The following is a 2,646-nucleotide window of genomic DNA, read 5'->3' on the forward strand; positions in this document are numbered from 1 at the left end:
TGTCAATGGCCATTAGGTTCTGCCCACGGGCGGCCAGTTGATGTGCCCGCTGTGGGCCAGTAAAGCTGCCCGGTGATGGCCAACAGATCTGCCCACTGATTAGTTCGGCGGGGTTGGCCATCGTTGGGTTGGTCAGTTCAGTCTGGTTACTCCTTTTCCTGCGAGGGCCTGAGTGAGGCGGACGGAATCGCCGCTGGTCTGGCAGACGTGGGCGTGGTGGAGGAGCCGGTCAACGGTCGCGGTGGCGAGGGTCTTGGGCATGAGCTCGTCGAAGCCTGCGGGGTGGAGGTTGGAGCTGATCGCGACGGACCGTTTTTCGTAGGCTGCGTCCACGACCCGGTAGAGGCCTTCGGCAGCGTCGGTGGCCACCGGCAACAGGCCAATATCGTCTATCACCACCAGTTCGGCGCGGAGGATCCGGGAAACGGCCCGGGTGACGCTGTCATCGGTGCGGTGAGCGCGGATCAGGACGCCGAGGTCCTCGAGCCTGAACCAGGCCACGCGCATCCCGGCTTCGACAGCCTGCTGGCCGAGGGCTTCGAGGAAGAAGGTCTTCCCGGTGCCGGAGGGCCCGCAGACGACCAGGTTCTCCCGCCGGTTGATCCATTCCAGCGTCCGTAGGGCCTGCTGGGTCGGGCCCGGGATGGAGGACGCGTCCGGGTCCCAGGCGTCGAAGGTTTTCCCGGTCGGGAAGCCAGCGGCTTTGCGGCGGGAGGCGAGCATGGACCGGGCCCGGCCGGCGGCTTCCTCGGTGAAGAGTGCTTTGATGACCTCGGCCGGTTCCCAGCGCTGGGCGCGGGCGGTCGCGATCAGGTCCGGAGCCAGCGCCCGGGCGTGGGGCATTTTCAGGGACCGCATCAGGGCCTCCAGGTCCGCCGGCAGCGGCGGAGCCGCAGTGTTCGTAGTGGTGACGGGACTCATCGGGCCTCCTCCGTGGCGGTGGTGTTCAGGGCGGTGTTGCCGATCGCGGCCCACGCGCTGGTTCCCTGTGTGAGGGAGGTCGCTTCGTTGGCCGCGTGCGTGGTGGTGCGGCGAATGTTGGCGTTCAGGATCGAGGCGAGGTCCGGGTGCGCGAACCGGCCGTGCAGGGCAGCGTCGCCCAGTGCCCTGTCGACGTGGTTGATGCCGGCGATTTTGGCCAGGGTGACGGCTTCGGCCATCTTCACGTTCATCCGCGCCGTTCCGGCCGCAGCGGCTTCGATCAGCCAGGTCCTGGCTCCTTCGCCGATGGCCAGGAACGCAGCCTCGTCAGCGCTGCGGGCCCTGACCTCATAGTCGCCGGGGACCTTTGTCCTTGCGCCGGGGAAGTGTTCATCGTTGATGGCGGGGCTACCCGGCCGTGCCCGGTCGTGGCGGGCGACTTCGACGGGCCCGGCGGTGCCGTGGTGGACGATGATGACCTGCTCGTCCGGTCCGGTCCCGTGGGTGCGGACGAACACCCGGGCCCCGAGCAGGTGGGACGGGACCGAGTACTGGGCGTTTTCGAAGGTGACCATCGGAGTGTTCTCCGGAACGGTGCGGGCCAGCCCGAACGCGACCGTGTGGGCGGTGTCCGGGATCCGGTGCAACCTTGGGGCTTCCTCGGCGAGCATCGCCACGGGTTTGCGCCGCGTCACCCGGTGCTCACGGTCGTTCACCTCATCCATGAACGCCGCGCAGGCGGCCTCCAGCTCGGCGAAGGTGCCGTAGTCACCGCGGAGGTTGGTGTCCTTGGGAACGAGGTCCGACTTGGCAAGCTTCACGGACGCTTCAACCCCGCCCTTGGTTGCAGGGTCCGCGGGCTGGCAGGTCAGCACGGTGATCCCGTAGTGCCGGGCGAAGTCCAGGGTTTGCTGGTTCCGGACCGGGACCCCGGCAACATGGGCTGTTGTCACGGTCTTCTCGTTGTCCGTCAGCACATACGTCGGTGCCCCGCCCAGGACCCGGAAGCACCGGTCCAGGGCAGCGAACACGCTCGGCGCGGTCCTGTCCCGCAACGGGATCACAATCCGGAACCGGGAGAACGCCAGCCAGGCCACGAACAGGATCGTCTTCACCCCGCCGATCCGGGGCCCGTCACCGAAGTCGTACTGCAACCACATCCCGGGCTCGGTGATCCAAGGCCGGTGGACGCGGGTGTGGCCCAGCCGCCACGCGGCCTTGACCTGCGCGACCGCCCGCCGGGTGGAGCGTTCCGAACCCGTGTAGCCCAGGGCGAGGAGCTTCTCGTGCGCCTTATCGGCCCGGATCCGGCCCTTGGACGCTTCGATCCATTCCTCGATCTTCGGCAGAAACGCGTCGGTGACCCGGCCCCGGGCCGCGGGTTCCCCGATCGGCCGGCCCACGTCGCGGGCCTGGACGTGTTTGGCAACGGTGTGGTGCGAGCAGCCCGTGAGCTCCGCGGTGGCGCGCAACGACCCGGTCAGATCGTAGGCAGCAAGAATTTCCATGATTTCTCCGTCAGACTTCATACAGGGCCTCTTCCTGGTTCGCTTTTGGTGCGCTTAGACACCGTCATCAAACCCCAGGGAGAGGCCCCCACCGCATAAGACGCGGTCGGTTCAGTAAGGAAGTGGGCAGATCTCATGGCCACCGGCGGGCAGTTCTACTGGCCGTCAGCGGGCAATTTCGTGGCCGCCTATGGGCAGTTTTTCATGGCCGCTAACA

At 67.3% G+C, this 2,646-nt stretch carries 2 protein-coding genes; both read right to left on the reverse strand.

Annotation, left to right across the window (positions count from 1 at the left end; all coding sequences use genetic code 11):
* Positions 1–132 precede the first annotated feature (132 nt).
* Positions 133–921: an IS21-like element helper ATPase IstB gene (istB, locus tag J2808_RS22165; protein ID WP_309821016.1), complete on the reverse strand. Its 789-nt coding sequence runs from the start codon at positions 919–921 to the stop codon at positions 133–135.
* Complete coding sequence (gene istA / locus J2808_RS22170) at positions 918–2,450, reverse strand: IS21 family transposase (protein ID WP_309821018.1); 1,533 nt, start codon at positions 2,448–2,450, stop codon at positions 918–920. The genes istB and istA overlap by 4 nt, the downstream gene beginning before the upstream one ends.
* Between the last annotated feature and the right edge of the window lie 196 nt (positions 2,451–2,646).

This window comes from Pseudarthrobacter sulfonivorans (assembly GCF_031454915.1).
Lineage (GTDB): Bacteria > Actinomycetota > Actinomycetes > Actinomycetales > Micrococcaceae > Arthrobacter > Arthrobacter sulfonivorans_C.